The 16,627-nt window shown below is 34.9% G+C and carries 13 protein-coding genes, 1 pseudogene and 1 other annotated feature; all 14 genes and pseudogenes read right to left on the reverse strand.

The window, feature by feature from the left end; genetic code table 11:
• Nucleotides 1–150: 150 nt before the first annotated feature.
• Complete coding sequence (locus ABEY15_RS14940; RefSeq protein ID WP_429890964.1) at nucleotides 151–579, reverse strand: SMI1/KNR4 family protein; 429 nt, start codon at nucleotides 577–579, stop codon at nucleotides 151–153.
• 276 nt (nucleotides 580–855) lie between these two features.
• Complete coding sequence (locus ABEY15_RS14945) at nucleotides 856–1,626, reverse strand: 3-hydroxyacyl-CoA dehydrogenase (protein WP_025568444.1); 771 nt, start codon at nucleotides 1,624–1,626, stop codon at nucleotides 856–858.
• Nucleotides 1,627–1,656: 30 nt separating this feature from the next.
• Nucleotides 1,657–2,808 (reverse strand): thiolase family protein, encoded by a 1,152-nt coding sequence (locus tag ABEY15_RS14950; protein WP_429890965.1) that lies wholly within the window; start codon nucleotides 2,806–2,808, stop codon nucleotides 1,657–1,659.
• A 29-nt stretch (nucleotides 2,809–2,837) separates the two neighbouring features.
• On the reverse strand, nucleotides 2,838–3,986 hold the full coding sequence (locus ABEY15_RS14955; RefSeq protein ID WP_429890966.1) for an acyl-CoA dehydrogenase family protein: 1,149 nt from the start codon (nucleotides 3,984–3,986) through the stop codon (nucleotides 2,838–2,840).
• 185 nt (nucleotides 3,987–4,171) lie between these two features.
• On the reverse strand, nucleotides 4,172–5,176 hold the full coding sequence (locus ABEY15_RS14960) for a zinc-dependent alcohol dehydrogenase family protein (protein ID WP_429890967.1): 1,005 nt from the start codon (nucleotides 5,174–5,176) through the stop codon (nucleotides 4,172–4,174).
• Nucleotides 5,177–6,128: 952 nt separating this feature from the next.
• On the reverse strand, nucleotides 6,129–6,977 hold the full coding sequence (locus ABEY15_RS14965) for a DegV family protein (RefSeq protein WP_429890968.1): 849 nt from the start codon (nucleotides 6,975–6,977) through the stop codon (nucleotides 6,129–6,131).
• Between the two features lie 209 nt (nucleotides 6,978–7,186).
• Nucleotides 7,187–7,762 carry a 3-isopropylmalate dehydratase small subunit gene (gene leuD, locus ABEY15_RS14970; RefSeq protein WP_429890969.1) on the reverse strand — a complete coding sequence of 192 codons (576 nt, stop codon included), beginning with the start codon at nucleotides 7,760–7,762 and terminating at the stop codon, nucleotides 7,187–7,189.
• Nucleotides 7,740–9,134, reverse strand: a complete 1,395-nt coding sequence (gene leuC / locus ABEY15_RS14975) for a 3-isopropylmalate dehydratase large subunit (RefSeq protein WP_429890970.1) — start codon at nucleotides 9,132–9,134, stop codon at nucleotides 7,740–7,742. Before leuC ends, leuD begins: the two co-directional genes overlap by 23 nt.
• Nucleotides 9,131–10,198, reverse strand: coding sequence for a 3-isopropylmalate dehydrogenase (gene leuB / locus ABEY15_RS14980; RefSeq protein WP_429890971.1), 1,068 nt, complete (start codon nucleotides 10,196–10,198; stop codon nucleotides 9,131–9,133). The genes leuC and leuB overlap by 4 nt, the downstream gene beginning before the upstream one ends.
• A gap of 41 nt (nucleotides 10,199–10,239) precedes the next feature.
• Nucleotides 10,240–11,361: pseudogene (locus ABEY15_RS14985) on the reverse strand (2-isopropylmalate synthase); the annotation flags it as partial.
• Nucleotides 11,362–11,364: 3 nt separating this feature from the next.
• The gene (gene ilvC, locus ABEY15_RS14990) at nucleotides 11,365–12,375 is read right to left on the reverse strand and encodes a ketol-acid reductoisomerase (protein ID WP_429890972.1); all 1,011 of its coding nucleotides are present in this window, start codon (nucleotides 12,373–12,375) and stop codon (nucleotides 11,365–11,367) included.
• A gap of 40 nt (nucleotides 12,376–12,415) precedes the next feature.
• Nucleotides 12,416–12,931 (reverse strand): acetolactate synthase small subunit, encoded by a 516-nt coding sequence (gene ilvN, locus ABEY15_RS14995; protein ID WP_097977647.1) that lies wholly within the window; start codon nucleotides 12,929–12,931, stop codon nucleotides 12,416–12,418.
• Nucleotides 12,931–14,619 (reverse strand): acetolactate synthase large subunit, encoded by a 1,689-nt coding sequence (ilvB, locus tag ABEY15_RS15000; RefSeq protein ID WP_429891083.1) that lies wholly within the window; start codon nucleotides 14,617–14,619, stop codon nucleotides 12,931–12,933. Before ilvB ends, ilvN begins: the two co-directional genes overlap by 1 nt.
• A gap of 99 nt (nucleotides 14,620–14,718) precedes the next feature.
• Nucleotides 14,719–14,955: a binding site (T-box leader), on the reverse strand.
• A complete protein-coding gene (gene ilvD, locus ABEY15_RS15005) occupies nucleotides 14,954–16,621 on the reverse strand; it encodes a dihydroxy-acid dehydratase (protein ID WP_429890973.1) in 1,668 nt (555 codons plus the stop codon). Its footprint overlaps the feature before it by 2 nt.
• Nucleotides 16,622–16,627: the final 6 nt, after the last annotated feature.

Genomic DNA, 16,627 nt, shown 5'->3' on the forward strand with positions numbered 1-16,627 from the left:
TGTAATTTTTATTTTATCATAAAGTAAAAAAATGGTAATCAATCAAAAGACTCATGAAAAACAGCATTTCCCAGTGGTACTATTCTGCCATTGACTTAAAATAAAAAAGCCACTTTTAACAGATAAAGAGCTTCACATGAGTTAGTTAAATTAAATACTTATTGTTCCTTCACTCCACCATACTAAGAATTCCTCCAAATATGGAGCAATCCATGTACGACTATCGTCTTCGTGATTCCAAACGAATATATTATTACTTTGAATGTCTCCATTTACAATAGAGAAACCAAATAAGTCACCATTACCTGCATCACCAAAAAATAATAAACAGTCGAAAGGCATATATGTATCCTTAAAGATCTCGTCAGTTCTCCGATCAACATTTTCTTCAATTATTTCTTTTGTAGACCAAATTCTTACCCCTCCGACATCAATACCATTAGTTTCTTTTAGAAAATTTATTAGTTCGTTCGGTAGTTCAAGATTGAATTTCGCTTGAATTTCTTCTATTTGATTTTGAGTTGCTGGCTCATTAAATTCAGCTTCTTCAGAAATATTTTTTAATAAGTCTTTCCACATAGATTTCATACCTCCTATTCAATATAATCCTTGAAATAAATCACGGAATTTCCCTTTTAAAATAATAAAAAATGCTGTAAATATTAAACTGCATATGATATTGAATTAATGAACTACGTTTGTTAAACAATTATTTAAATATTTTTATCTAGGACAAACATTCACCTTCTACTATTCCTTGTTCAAATAGACTTCAATTTTTTAAAACAACTACAAACATAAACAAAAAAAGCAGGAGAACAAGCTAACCTGCTCTTCCTGCCTCTCATGTAACTCTTATTTTGGCTGCATACGAATTGCACCATCTAAACGGATTACTTCACCATTTAACATTGGATTTTCAACAATACTTTTCGCTAAGTGTGCATATTCTGATGGCTTACCAAGACGTGATGGGAATGGAACCATGTTACCTAATGATTCTCTAGCTTTTTCTGGTAATACATCAAACATTGGTGTTTCAAATATTCCAGGAGCAATACTCATCACTCTGATTCCGTATCTTGATAAATCCCTAGCAATTGGTAATGTCATTCCAGCTACTGCACTTTTTGATGCACCGTAAGCTGCTTGCCCCATTTGGCCATCAAATGCTGCTACTGAAGCGGTGTTAATAATAACACCTCTTTCACCAAATTCATTTGGTTCATTGTTAATCATTTGTTCAGCTGCTAAACGAATAACGTTAAATGTACCAACTAAGTTTACATTGATGATTTTTTGGAAAGATTCTAATGAATGAATTCCGTCTCTCTTAATTACTTTTTCAGCTAATACAATACCTGCACAGTTTACTACTGTATTAAATGAACCATATTTAGTTAAAACATTACTAATTGAATTTTTTACGCTCTCCTCTGAAGATACATCTGTTTTTTCAAAACAAACATTTTCTTCACCTAATTCAGAAATTAAGCTAGCAGCTCTTTCTTCATTTAAATCGAAAATAGCAGCTTTCCCACCATTTTCTACGATCATTCTAACTGTACCTGCACCTAAACCAGATGCTCCACCTGTAACGATTGCTATACTATCACGAATATTCATTTTTTAAATCCCCCAGTTTGTTGTTGGTTATTAATTTAATCTCTCAATAATCGTTGCATTTGCCATACCATGGCCTTCGCAGATCGCTTGTAATCCAAAACGTCCGCCTGTTTTCTCTAAAGCATTACACAAAGTAACCATCACCCTTGCACCACTAGCACCAAGTGGGTGACCTAATGCGATCGCTCCACCGAATATATTTAATTTTTCAAATGGTACATTTAATTCTTTTTGCCATGCTAAAGGAACTGTAGCAAATGCTTCATTTATTTCAAACAAATCGATTTGATCGATTGTTAAACCACATTTATGTAGAACTTTTTGAGTTGCTTGAATTGGCCCTGTTAACATTAATTGAGGGTCGGATCCTACTACCGTTCTCCCAATAATTCGAAACTTTGGCTTAAATCCTAATTGATGAGCTTTTTCTTTACTCATTAAAAGTAGTCCTGCAGCACCGTCACTAATTTGACTTGCATTTCCGGCAGTAACCGAACCATTTTCAGTAAAAGCTGGTCTTAAATTAGATAATTTCTCAATAGAAGAGTTTTCTCTTGGTCCTTCATCTTTCATAACTTTAACAAGCTCACCTTCTTGATTGGTAACAGAAACTGCAACAATTTCGTCTTCAAAATAGCCTTGTTTCATTGCTTTTAATGCTTTTTGATGGCTATTATAAGCAAATTCATCTTGCTCACTTCGACTGATATTCCACTTTTCATTTATGCGTTCTGCAGAGATTCCTTGATTAAAGTCACCAAACTTATTCGTTAGTTTTTCATTCCATTTTGATCCTTTTAAATTCGAAAACATTGGTACACGTGTCATACTTTCAACACCAGCTGCAATGACTATGTCCATATCTCCACTTAAAATGGCTTGTGATGCAAAATGAACAGATTGTTGACTTGATCCGCATTGACGGTCAATTGTAACACCAGGCACTTCAATTGGTAGACCTGCTAATAAAGCAGCAACTCTACCAATATCACCAGCCTGTTCACCAATTTGAGTAACACAGCCCATAATCACATCATCTATTTCTTTTGGATCAAATTCATTTCGACTTACTAATTCCTTTAGTACAATTGCAGCTAAGTCATCAGGTCTTGTTTCGCTAAAGCTGCCGCCTCTTTTACCAATAGGTGTTCTTAAAGCATCAACAATAACTACTTCTCTCATAAATTTGATCCTCCAATTTTAAGTCTGGATTAATTTAATCCCATTTGTTTTGCAATAATTGTCTTCATGATTTCATTTGTACCTGCGTAAATTGACATGATTTGAATATCTCTGAAACGTCTAGCAATCTCGTATTCTTCCATATATCCATATCCACCATGCAATTGAAGACACTCTGAAGCTACTTTTTTACCTAAATCTGTAATCCACCATTTTGCCATTGATACTTGTTTAACAACATTTACGCCCTCCATATGCTTATAAATTAAGTCCTCAATGAAAGTGCGACCAATTTCAATTTCAGTAGCCAATTCTACAAGTTTAAATTGAGTATTTTGGAACCCAGCAATTGATTTTCCAAATGCTTTTCTACTTTTCACATACTCAGTTGTCACTTTCAGCATTTCTTCTGCTGAAACTAATGCTTCTAAAGCAACTACTAATCTTTCTTGTTGTAATTTTTCCATTAAGTAATAGAAGCCTTTTCCTTCTTCTCCTAATAGATTCTTTACAGGCACTTTAGCATCTTGGAAAATTAATTCAGCTGTATCTTGGCTATGAAGTCCTACTTTATTTAATTTCTTTCCTCTAGAAAACCCAACTGTATCTTTTTCGACAACTAGTAAGCTTATTCCTTTATGAGCAGGTCGAATTGTCGTATCCGTTTTAACTGCAATGATGATTAGGTCTGAATGAATACCATTCGTAATAAACGTTTTCTCACCATTAACGATATAGTATTCCCCTTCTTTTACCGCAGTTGTTTTAATATTTGCTAAATCTGATCCAGCACCTGGTTCAGTCATAGCAACTGCACTAATATATTCACCTGAAATACATTTAGGTAACCATTCCATTTTTTGCTCTTCATTTGCATAAGCAGTCAAATAAGGTACAACAATATCATTGTGTAATGCTACACCAACTAAACTTGAACCAACTTTCTCAAGTTCCTCTATAATAATGACTGAATAGCCAAAATCTACACCTAACCCGCCATACTTTTCGTCAACATAAGGACACAAAAATCCTTCATTTCCTAATTTATCCCAGAATTCTCTAGGGATCATTTTGTTTTGTTCCCACTCTTCATAGAATGGTACAGCTTCTTTTTGTAAGAACTTTCTAAGAGCCGTGCGGAAGATTTCATGTTCTCTAGTTAAGTAAGAATGTTTCATTATAAGCCCCCCAAAATATTTAATCACTTCGTTAAAACGCTTACAATACTCAAAATACTAAATTTTTTAAATATTACATTTGTAATAATCATATGATGTTAACTGTAATTTATCAAGGAGCAAAAAAAAGAACTGTATAGTTCAGTTCTTTTGATTGAAGACAAACTTGTAAAAAACGATACAAATTAACCAATTTTAACGGTAATCTTACCAAAATTATTTCCTTCACCCATATGTTGTAATGCACTAATGACATCCGTAAATTCAAATGATTGATCGATAATTGGTTTAATTTTATGTTCTTCAAAAAATGCCAACATTTGTTCAAATTCTCTTGGACTTCCCATCGTAGTCCCTCTAATATCCATATTTTTAAAGAACACTTTTGGCAATACTGTTTGAGGAACTGGTCCATTTGTAGCACCGAATGATACGATTCTTCCACCTTGAGCAGTCAAATCAATTAATCGATTAAATGATTCTCCACCAACTCCATCGATTGTAAGATTTACAAATCCAAATTCTTTACGAAGTTTTTTATACCAATCATTTTCTCGGTAATTAAAACCAGCAGTCGCTCCTATTTCAATTGCCTTTTCAATTTTTTCATTGCTACTAGATGTAACTAGTACTTTTGACCCGAATGCTACAGCAATTTGTAATGCATATAATGCTACCCCACTACCAATACCTGGAATCAATACTGTATCATTTTTTTGTAATTGACCACGTGTAATTAATGCTCTATATGCAGTAAGTGCAGCTAATGGTATTGCTGCTGCCTCTTCCCATGACAAGTACGCAGGTTTTTTATAAACATTTTCAACTTCTAGTTTAATAAATTCAGCAAATGTACCATTAGAAGGCATTCCAAGTACAGTGAATTCATCAGAATTAATATCGTCACGATCTCCCCAGTTTAAGCTCGGGTTCATGATAACTTCATCACCTACAGAAAACCCCGTTACTTCATCTCCTATAGCTTCAATAACACCAGCACCGTCAGATCCTAAAATTCCATCTAATTTCATCCCTGGATACATACCGTGCGTTATAAAAAAGTCACGTCTGTTTAATGATGCTGCCTTTAACTTAATGACTACTTCATTAGGATGAACAATACCAATCTCAACATTTTCAAATTTTAGTGACTCTGGCCCTTTAGTGTCTCTTAAAATATAAGCTTTCAATTATATCACTCCTATTAATGAAAGAATTTAAATATGTAAAAAGACGATTAATCAATCTTACTCAATTTTTATTTTACCAAAAAAGTTAAATACGGTTTAGTAAAATGATTAGGTAGGAAAGATTGTGGGGGAAAATAGGAGGTGGATTATGAGATATAAGTGTTATGGTTTGTGAGTTTTAGGGTAGGAATTTAGATTTTAATAGGTTTTTGTTTTACTTTATCGAATAGTTATGTGTTTTTATTTTTATTCACTCAATTTCGGTACGTGAAATTCCTTCAAATACCCTGGTTAGAGTGAGAAAACACAAAGGATCTATATTCATAAAAAACTGGCCATTATTTGCAAAATACTTCTATTTTTGTTCTAATTGAAAGCTTTTTATAAAAGATTCTCTAGATTTTAAGATTATTTTGAACGTTGCATACAGATTGGAGCATCTTATTTGCAGTTTTAGATATTTTATTTGCAGTTTTAACATTTTTATTTGAACATTTGATGTTTTTAATTGCTGTTCAAATAATTTGTTTGCAGTATTAACAATTTTAATTGCACTTTAGGTAATTTTGTTTGCATATGCAGTTGTAAAAAACTGCAATCCACCAATAGTCCTTATTTACATAGATTATCACCCTAGTTTTTCGAACGTTCTTTCCTATTGAAATAGTGGCAACTTAAACTTCTATCCTACCAAAATTAATTTCCACAGGAATAATCTACTATATTCAAAATAGCAGTAATTTCCAATTTAAAAATTACAAATTTTCTAATATTTTTACACTTCACTTTGTCAGAAGTTGTTTTATCATCAATAAACATGTCTCTTTATAAGTAGCAGAAATATATTCTTATTTCCTATTAAACTTTTTTTATTATATCCATATATTTTTTAAATAGAAAGTTTTACTAAACAAAAAAACTCTCACCACTTTGAGAGTCGAAATGAATTTTCTTAATTAGCTAGAAAAAAGATCCCTATTGCACTAGGACCAGTGTGAACGCCGACTGCTGAACCAACTGAGTTTTCTATTATTTGTTCACTTCCAATTAGATCCTTTAATTGTTTAATAAATTGTTCGGTGGAATCATCTTTTACCCCATATACAACTCCAACATTTTTACTAAGTTCATCTTTTCGGATCTTCATTAACTCTAGCATTCGATTTAATGCTTTTTTTCGACCTCGTACTTTTTCAAGTGGTTTAAATTTTCCTTCGCTTACTTCCATGATCGGATTTATATTTAGCATGCCGCCTAAAAATCCGGCAAACTTACCGACACGACCGCCTCGTATTAAATATTGGAGGTCTTCTATCGTAAAAATATGTTGGATCTTATTTATATTGTGATTTAATTGTTTCATTAAATTCTCAAATGATTCATTATTATTTAAGCCTTCTATTAACTCCATAACTAATACGCAAATTCCTAGTGATACTGATCTAGTATCGATAATATGGATAGAGCCATTTGGATTGTTTTCTAAAATATCTAGTTTTACTAATTGTGCAAAATTATACGTACCAGATAAGTCACCAGAACAAGTAAGATAGACACAATTTTGATCTGTACTACACGAGACTAAAGTTTGATAAATTGCATCGTAAGAAGGTAAAGATGAAGTAAAGTTCTCTCCATTTTTCATTCTTTGCATTAACTCACGTGATTGTAAATTTATTCCATCAAGATACTCCTTTTCTAATTGGTCATAGACCCTTAATGGAATGACTGAAATATCGTATTTCTTCAATAAATCCGCTGGAATATCCGAAGAACTATCTACAATAATTTTTAGGTTCAATTTAATCACCTCTCTCTAATTTAATAATGTATTTAATCTTATTAAACAATAATCCAAATATTCAAACAACTATTTTCATTTAAATTAATTTTATCGACAAATTTGCATTAAATAGGGAGTATCTTACCTATTTTCCATAATCTTCATGTTTGCAATTAAAAAGAAGTATCTCATAAGTATGTTAACTTATAAGACACTTCCTATTTTAGTTATGCGTGTAATTTTTCATATTTCTCAATGTCATTTTCATATTTCATTGTAATCGCAATATCATCTAAGCCATTAAGTAACTTTTCTTTCCAAACAGGATCGATTGAAAAATCAAAGTTCCCAAATACTGTTTTTACGACTTGTTTTTCCAAATCTACTTCAATTTCTTGATTTCCACTTAGTGTAGATAATTGTGAGCGAATTTCATCATTTAAGACAATTGGGAGCATACCATTTTTTATACAGTTATTGTAGAAAATATCTGCGAAGCTACCAGCAATTATAATTGTAAATCCATAATCATTTAACGCCCAAGGTGCGTGTTCTCTAGATGAACCGCAACCAAAATTATTTCCACTTATTAAGATTGAAGCATTTTTTCGCTCCTCATTATTTAATGAAAAAGATTGATTTGGTGAGCGATCATCATGATATCGCCATTCATCGAATAAAAATTCTCCAAATCCAGTTCGTTCTATTCGCTTTAAATATTGTTTTGGAATAATTTGGTCTGTATCGATATTATCTAACATAATTGATACTGTTGTGCCTTTATGCGTACGTAACGGTTTCATTTGCTTGCTCCTTTCGAATATCAATAAAGTGACCATGTACTGCAGCAGCCGCTGCCATTACTGGACTGACTAAATGTGTTCTTGCTCCTTTACCTTGTCTTCCCTCGAAGTTTCGGTTTGAAGTAGATGCACAATGTTCTCCAGCTGGTACTTGGTCTGGATTCATTGCTAGACACATTGAACAACCAGCTTCCCTCCATTCGAATCCTGCTTCTATAAAGACTTTATGTAGTCCTTTTGCCATCGCTGCATTACGAACCTTTTTTGATCCTGGAACAACTAATGCACGCACATCAGATTTTACTTTCTTTCCTTTTAGATAATTTGCCGCTTCCTCTAAATCTGACAATCTAGAATTTGTACATGAACCGATAAATACATGTTGAACTGGAATCTCATTAGGTGTGATTTCTGGCTTTAATCCCATATATTCATAAGCTCGTTCGTAGTTCTCATCCTTCGCTTTTGGAAGGGCTTCATCAATTCTTACGCCCATTCCAGGATTTGTTCCCCAAGTTACGTAAGGTGCAAGGGTTGCTACATCTACTTCAATTGTTTTATCAAATGTTGCTCCCTCTTCTGTATATAATTTCTTCCATTCTACTAATTTTTCATCATATGAATTTACTGTATATTTTCGACCTTTTAAATAGTCGAAAGTTTTTTGATCAGGAGCAACTAATCCTGCTTTTGCTCCCCCCTCAATCGCCATATTACATAAAGTCATACGCTCTTCCATTGACATATTTTTAATTGCTTCACCATAAAACTCAATGACATATCCAGTACCCATTGATACACCATAAGTGGCTAGTAAATGGAGAATGATATCTTTAGCATATACACCTTTTGGAAGCTTACCATCAAGTTTCACACCCATTGATTTCGGCTTAACTTGCCATAAAGTTTGTGTTGCTAAAACATGTTCAACTTCACTTGTTCCAATACCAAAAGCTAAAGCTCCAAATGCACCGTGTGTAGATGTATGACTATCTCCACAGACAATTGTTTTTCCTGGCTGAGTTAACCCTAGTTCTGGTCCAATTACGTGGACAATGCCTTGGTCCTCATCCGTAATGTCTGCTAAAGGAATATTGAACTCCTGGCAATTATTTCTTAACGTATCCATTTGTTGTTTAGCAATTAAGTCAGTGATGACTAATTGATTTTGTGTTGGTACATTATGATCCATCGTCGCAAATGTTAATTCTGGTCTTCTTACTTTTCGATTAGATAATCTCAATCCTTCGAAAGCTTGCGGTGAAGTTACCTCATGGACTAAGTGTAAATCGATATACAAAAGCTGTGGTTTACCCACTTCACCAGTTACAACATGATTTTGCCAAAGTTTATCAAACAATGTTTGTTTCATCGAATACTACCTCCAACTGTTTGAAATTGTAATTCCTTTACTACTTGTTCTGTAAATTCAACCGTTGAACTTTTACCACCTAGGTCACCTGTTAAATAGCCATTATTTATTGAATTAACAATCGCGTTTTCAATCGAGTTTGATTCATCAACTAAGTTAAAATCGCAAAGCATCATCGCTACGGACCTTAAAATTGCAATAGGGTTAGCCTTATTTTGTCCAGCAATATCTGGTGCTGAACCGTGAATTGGTTCATATAATGAAGGACCCTTGCCAGATCTACTTGCAGAAGGTAGCATTCCTAATGAACCAGTAATCATGGAAGCTTCATCGCTTAAAATATCCCCAAATAAATTTTCAGTAACGATTACATCAAACCTTCTTGGGTTTCGAATTAACTCCATCGCAGCTGCATCAACAAGAATATGCTCAACTTCTACTTCTGGATAGTTTGAACTTAATTCATTTACAATTTTTCGCCAAAGTTTACTAGATTCTAATACATTTGCTTTATCAACTGATGTAAGTTTACCTTTTCTAGTTTTTGCTAACTCAAATCCATACTTTACAATTCGTTCAATTTCTTCTCTCGTATAGGAAAGCGTATCAGTTGCTTCATTTTCATTATGGAATCGAGGTTCGGAAAAATAAATTCCACCTGTTAATTCACGAACAACGACAAAGCTTACATTTCTTACTTGTTCAGATTTTAAAGGAGAATGATTTACAAGTTCGTCGTAAACATCGACTGGTCGAATGTTTGCATATAAATTAAGTGATTTTCTTAACCTTAATAAACCACTTTCTGGCCGTTCAACACCTTGATCCCATTTTGGTCCACCTACTGCTGCCAATAATACGGCATCCGAATTTAAACAATTATCTAATGTTTCTTTCGGTAATGAAGTGCCTGTTTCATCGATCGCGTGACCTCCGAATAAATTTGTTGAAAAAGTAAAGTCATGTTGATAAGATTGTGCAATCTGTTCTAAAACCTGTACTGCTGAACTCATAATTTCTGGTCCGATTCCGTCTCCTGGAAGACATGCGATTTTTAATTTCATTTTAGAACCTCCTTTTTGCTCCACTTACTAATAATGTTTAATAAATCTGCATCTGTAATTTCTTTTTTCGAATCTGTCAAAGCTTTAAATTGAATAAACGCTTCGTTTATAATTTCTGTTGAAAAGTTGAATCCAAGTTCTTTTAATCGATCAGTAAAAGCATGACGCCCTGAATGTTTCCCTAATACTAATGAATTTGTAGAAAGTCCAATTAATGATGGGGGTATAATTTCATATGTTGTTGGCTCTTTTAATACGCCATCTTGGTGAATACCTGATTCATGAGCAAATGCATTTGTACCAACAATTGCTTTATTCTTCTGGACAACCATACCTGTAAGACGACTAACAAGTTCACTTGTCTTCGTAATTTCATGTAATCGTAAATTAGTATTTTTCCGGTAAACATCTTCCCTAATATGTAGTGCAACGGCTATTTCTTCTAGTGCTGCATTTCCTGCTCTTTCCCCAATTCCATTTACGGTGCATTCTACTTGAGTTGCTCCAGCTTGTATAGCAGCTAAAGAATTCGCTACTGCCATTCCTAGGTCATCATGACAGTGACAAGAAAAAATAGCTTTATGATAAGAAGGTACATTCTCTTGTAAATATTTAAATAAATCGTAGTATTCTGAAGGACTTGTGTAACCGACAGTATCTGGAATATTAATTACATCTGCCCCTGCTTTAATGGCAGTCTCTGCGAATTCTGCAAGAAATGCTCGATCAGTACGACAGGCATCCTCAGCTGAAATTTGGACTTTTGGAAAAAAGGATTTTGCAAGCTGTACACAATGTTTAGCAGTTTCCAAAACTTCTAATCTCGTCATGTTTAATTTATATTTCATATGAATGTCACTTGTTGCTAGAAATATATGAAGTCTCGGTTCTGCAGCATTTTTTAAAGCATCCCATGCTGTTTTAATATCAGAATCTTTTGCTCGAGAAAGGCTTGAGACGGAGACAGAACGAATCTGTCTCGCAATCTCTTGAATACCTAAAAAGTCACCTTCTGAGGAAGCGGCAAAACCAGCCTCAATGATATCAACACCTAAAGCTTCTAGTTGTCTTGCAATTTCGAGCTTTTCAAATCGATTTAAATTAACCCCAGGAGATTGTTCGCCATCACGTAATGTTGTATCAAGAAACTGAATTTTACTCATTTTTTATTTCACCTCGACCTTTTCTTTTCTTTGGATAAATGGCATCATTGCACGAAGTTTTTCTCCAACCTCTTCTAACTGATGTTGTTTTTCACTTTCATTAATTTCATTAAAAACTGGGCGACCATTTTTATTTTCGTTAATCCAGCCTTTAGCAAATGTACCATCTTGAATTTCTGCTAAAATATCTTTCATCGCTAATTTTGACTCATTGGCAACTACTCTAGGACCAGATACGAAATCACCCCATTGTGCAGTATCAGAAATTGAGTATCTCATATAGCTCATTCCGCCTTCGTACATTAAATCAACGATTAGCTTCAATTCATGTAAACACTCAAAGTATGCTACTTCTGGCTGATAACCTGCTTCTACTAATGTTTCAAATCCTGATTTTACTAAAGAAGTTACACCACCACATAGTACCGCTTGTTCTCCGAATAGATCTGTTTCAGTTTCCTCTTTAAATGATGTTTCAAGAACACCTGCTCTAGTAGAGCCAATTCCATCAGCATAAGAAAGTGCTACGTTTTTTGCTTCGCCTGTTACATCTTGGTAAACAGCAAATAATGCTGGAACCGCTGCACCATCGACAAAAGTACGTCGAACAAGATGTCCTGGACCTTTTGGAGCTACTAAAAATACATCAACATTAGAAGGAGGTACAATTTGATCAAAGTGAACATTAAATCCGTGTGCAAACGCAAGAGCATTACCATTTTCTAGATACGGTTCAATTTCATTTTTATATACAGTTGGTTGATGCTCATCTGGTAATAAAATCATAACTACGTCTGCTGCTTTTGAAGCCTCTGCAACTGTAGTTACATGTAGTCCGTCATTTGCTGCAGCATCCCATGATTTACCAGGGCGACAACCAACAACTACCTTATGACCATTATCATGTAAATTTAAAGCATGTGCGTGACCTTGTGATCCATATCCAATTACAGCAATCGTTTTCCCTACTAATACATTTTCCTTCACGTCTGTACCATAATATACTTTAGCCATTTTCAAATTCCTCCAATTTTTTTATGTTTTATATTTTTATTTAATAAGAGAGTAGCTTTTGAGCATGCTCCTTATGTTTAGCGGATCTAGTAAATGCGGTTACACCTGTTCGAGCTATTTCTTTTAGTTCGAAAGGTCTTAATAATTCAATCAAAGCCTCTACCTTATCAGAAGTTCCAGTTACTTGAACGACTATCTGATCACGGCTTACATCAATAACCGAGGCTCTAAACGGTTCAATTAGACTATAAATTTCATTTCTTGTAGCTGCATTTGTACTTACTTTTATTAAGGCTAGTTCTCTAGCAATAACTGATTCTTCTGTTATATCTGCTACTTTAATCACATCAATTTGCTTGTGAAGCTGTTTAATCAATTGTTCAACTTGTTGTAAATCCTCTACATGAACGACAAACGTAATTCTTGAAATATGATCTAGCTCTGTATGTCCTACAGAAATACTTTCGATATTAAAGCGTCTTCTCGAGATCACTCCTGTAATTCGGTTAAGTACGCCACTGTTATTTAATACAGTTGATGTAATGACTCGTTTCATTATTTCACCCCTTCCATTTCATGGATCCCTTTACCAGGTGGTACCATTGGTGTAACGATTTCAGCTTGATGTACTCGACAATCAATTAAAACTGGCCCATCAAATTCAATTGCTTCTCTTAATTGACTTTCAACTAAATTTGGATCTGAGATTGTCATCCCTTTAATACCGTAAGCTTCAGCAAGTTTTGTGAAACTAGGCTGGCAGTCTAATAGAGAACTAGAGAAGCGGTCATTATAAAAAGCTGATTGCCACTGTCTTACCATTCCTAAAGCTGCATTATTTAAAATTAAAATTTTAATTTGTAAATTATGTTCCTTGATCATGCTCAATTCTTGCAATGTCATTTGGAATCCGGCATCACCTACAATGGCTACAACTAATTCATCAGGCTTTGCAAATTGTGCTCCGATTGCAGCTGGTAAACCAAATCCCATCGTTCCTAGTCCACCTGACGTAATCCATTTATGTGGTTTGTCAAAAGGATAATACTGAGCCGCCCACATTTGATGTTGACCTACATCAGTGGAAATCGTCGCTTTCCCATTTGTAATCGAATGAAGTAAAGTTAAGACAGTTTGTGGTTTAATGACTTCTCTACTCGGTTCATACTGTAAAGGAAAGGCCTCTTTACGGCTTTTAAGTAGTTCTAACCATTCACTATTATTTTGTTTATCTACTTTTTGTTTTAATAGAACTTTCAGAACTTCCTTAGCACATCCAACGATTGGAATATTTGTCGGAATTACTTTGTTTATTTCAGCAGGGTCTATATCGATATGTGCTACAACCGCATTTTTAGCAAAGTGTGCTAAATTACCCGTTAACCTATCATCAAATCTTGCTCCGATGTTAATCAGTAAATCACTTTCATACATTGCCATATTTGCTGTATAAGTTCCGTGCATGCCTCCCATTCCTAGGAATAATTCCTCATTTGCTGGAAATCCACCTAGCCCTAATAGCGTATTTACAACTGGGATATTGAACTTTTTAATAAATTCAGTAAACTCATCAGCTGCTTTTGCATGTAATATTCCTGCTCCAGCTAATACGACTGGCTTTTTAGCTTTTTCAATTGCTCCAATTAACTTTGTAATTTGAAGATAATTTGGTTCATAAGTCGGTTGATAACCAGGTAGTTGAACTTCTACTTCGTCCTTTTTCACTCCTTTTTCAACCATCATATTTTTTGGTAGATCGATGACCACCGGACCTGGACGACCTGTTGAAGCAATATGAAATGCTTCTTTTACGATTTGTGGTACATCTTCAACATTACGCACTTGGTAGTTATGTTTTGTAACTGGCATTGTAATTCCGATAACATCTGCTTCTTGAAAGGCATCCGTTCCGATTACATTTGTAGCAACCTGACCAGTAAAAACAACTAGTGGTAATGAATCCATCATCGCATCTGCTAAACCAGTCACTACGTTTGTTGCACCTGGACCACTTGTTGCGATTACAACTCCTGGTCGACCAGTCACACGTGCATATCCTTCTGCAGCGTGGATTGCTCCTTGTTCATGCCTTGCTAGAATGTGAGGAATATCAGCATCATAAAGTGCATCATATAATGGTAATACTGCCCCTCCAGGGTAACCAAAAATCATTTCAACATTTTCATTTTTCAAAGCATCAATTAGTAAATTTGCACCTGACAATTCTTTTGACAGAGTTCTCATCGAATGATGACTCATTTCTACTTTTCCCTCCATTTTTGGATAAAATTTACCCATTTATTCGCAATAAAAAAAGCCATAACTCCACACTTCAGCAGATGCTGAAGGGGCGAAAGACTTTTCGCGGTACCACCCTTCTTCTTAGGTTAATAACCTAACTTTGGGATTTTGGCTAACCAAAATCTGGCTATAACGTGACCAACGTTCAAGCTTACATTACAAATTAATTCAGCTTGACACTCAAGAGTGAGTTTCGTTAATCAAGGTCATCGGTTCACACCAGCCACCGACTCTCTGAAGAACCTTTTCATAACTACTTTTCTCTTTCAATGCTTTTTCATATTTTTAATATTCCACCTGTATTAGCAGAAGTAACTAACTTTGCATATCTTGCTAAATAACCCGTTTTAACTTTTGGTTCATGTAATTTATATGATGATTTACGAGATTCTAACGTTTCGTTTGAAATTGATAATGTAATACTTCTTGATAATAGATCGATTATGATTTCATCGCCGTCTTCAATATATGCAATTGGTCCACCTTCAGCCGCTTCTGGAGAAATATGTCCGATTGCAATTCCCCTGGTAGCACCTGAAAAACGACCATCTGTAATTAACGCAACTTTTGTTCCTAAACCTCTTCCGACAATTGATGAAGTTGGTGCAAGCATTTCAGGCATTCCAGGTCCACCTTTTGGACCCTCATATCGAATGACAACGACATGCCCCTCTTTAACGAGACCATTGTCAATCGCTTCAACTGCTTCATCGTGTGAATCAAAACAAATTGCTTCACCAATAAATGTTTGGATTGAAGGGTCAACCGCACCTACTTTAATAACTGCACCGTCTGGGGCTAGATTCCCATGTAAGATCGATAATCCGCCTGTTTGTGAATAAGGATTTTCTTTTTTACGAATCACTTCACTATTGGTGATTGTAGCTTCTTGCACATTCTCGAATAAAGTTTTTCCAGTAATTGTAATGCGGTCACTATTGATTGCTCCAGGAATGGTAGTAAGTTCTTTAATAATTGCTGGAACACCACCGGCTAAATGTACATCATGCATTGAATAGTGCGAAGCGGGACTAATTTTAGATAAATAAGGTACTCTTCTAGCTACGTCATTTATATCCTTTAAGTCGTAATCAACACCTGCTTCGTTTGCGATGGCCATTAAGTGTAAAACAGTATTTGTCGATCCACCCATTGCCATATCTAGTGCAAACGCATCATCAATTGCCTCTTTTGTAATAATATCTCTTGGTTTTATATCGTTTTCAATGCAATCCATTAGATGTAAGGCTGCATCACGGATTAATTGATGTCTGTCTTTACTAGTTGCAAGTATAGTTCCGTTATATGGTAGTGCTACACCGAGCATCTCCATAATGCAATTCATTGAATTTGCTGTAAACATTCCTGAACATGATCCACATGTAGGACATGCTGATTTTTCAATATCGAGTAATTCTTCTACACTCATTTTTCCTGATTTAAAAGCACCTACACCTTCAAATACTGAAACAAGAGATAGAGCCTTTCCATCTTTAGATAGTCCTCCTGCCATTGGTCCACCTGATACAAAAACTGCTGGTACATTTGTACGAACAGCTGCCATTAGCATCCCAGGTGTGATTTTATCGCAGTTTGGCATATAAAATACGCCATCAAACCAATGTGCATTAATAACAGTTTCGGCTGCATCGGCTATGATTTCCCTACTTGGTAACGAATACCTCATTCCGATATGCCCCATTGCGATTCCATCATCGACTCCAATCGTATTAAACTCAAATGGAACTCCACCAGCATCTCGAATCGCTTGTTTTACAACATCAGCCATTTCCCTTAAATGAATATGACCTGGAACAATATCAATATATGAATTACAAATCGCTATAAATGGTTTATTAAAATCTTCCTCTTTAACGCCTGCCGCTAATAATAAGCTACGATGCGGCGCGCGGTCGATTCCTTTTTTGATCATGTCACTTCGCACAATTTA

It is taken from the genome of Gottfriedia acidiceleris (assembly GCF_050457485.1).
Lineage (GTDB): Bacteria > Bacillota > Bacilli > Bacillales > Bacillaceae_G > Gottfriedia > Gottfriedia acidiceleris_D.